Source organism: Gilliamella sp. Pra-s52 (assembly GCF_009795805.1).
Taxonomy (GTDB): Bacteria; Pseudomonadota; Gammaproteobacteria; order Enterobacterales; family Orbaceae; genus Gilliamella.
In genome coordinates this window covers 1-338 of sequence record NZ_WTEY01000058.1, presented here as the reverse complement: position 1 = coordinate 338, position 338 = coordinate 1, and the positions used below count along the sequence as shown (strand labels likewise).

General features: G+C 38.2%; 1 protein-coding gene. It reads left to right on the top strand.

The annotated features are described in order from the left end of the window. Positions 1–338 (top strand): hypothetical protein (locus GQ594_RS11940; RefSeq protein ID WP_160413200.1); only part of this gene is annotated, 338 nt, incomplete at both ends.

Here is a 338-nt window from a genome sequence, read left to right as displayed (position 1 = left end):
CGGAATGGGAAGAATTAAACAGCGAGATGACCGAAGATGCTAAAAATCTATTAGGTTATTTACAAACGGGTGATGAAGCAAAATTTGAGGCATATTTAAGTAGTGTCGGTAAAGCAAAGGACTCGCCTGAAGCGAAAGGCTTTGAAACATTAAGACGAGAAATAAGCCGTTTTCCTGCAGATTATAAAGAATCCCCCTCGAAAAAGCTAACTAAAGCGCAGTTTGAAAATTATGCCAAAATGGAAGCATTAGAAAAACAAGTAACAGCTTGGGAAAAGACCAAAGAGAAGATAAAAAAGATGTTATGGTGGGATGATGTAGCTAAAGGCTTAGCGAAG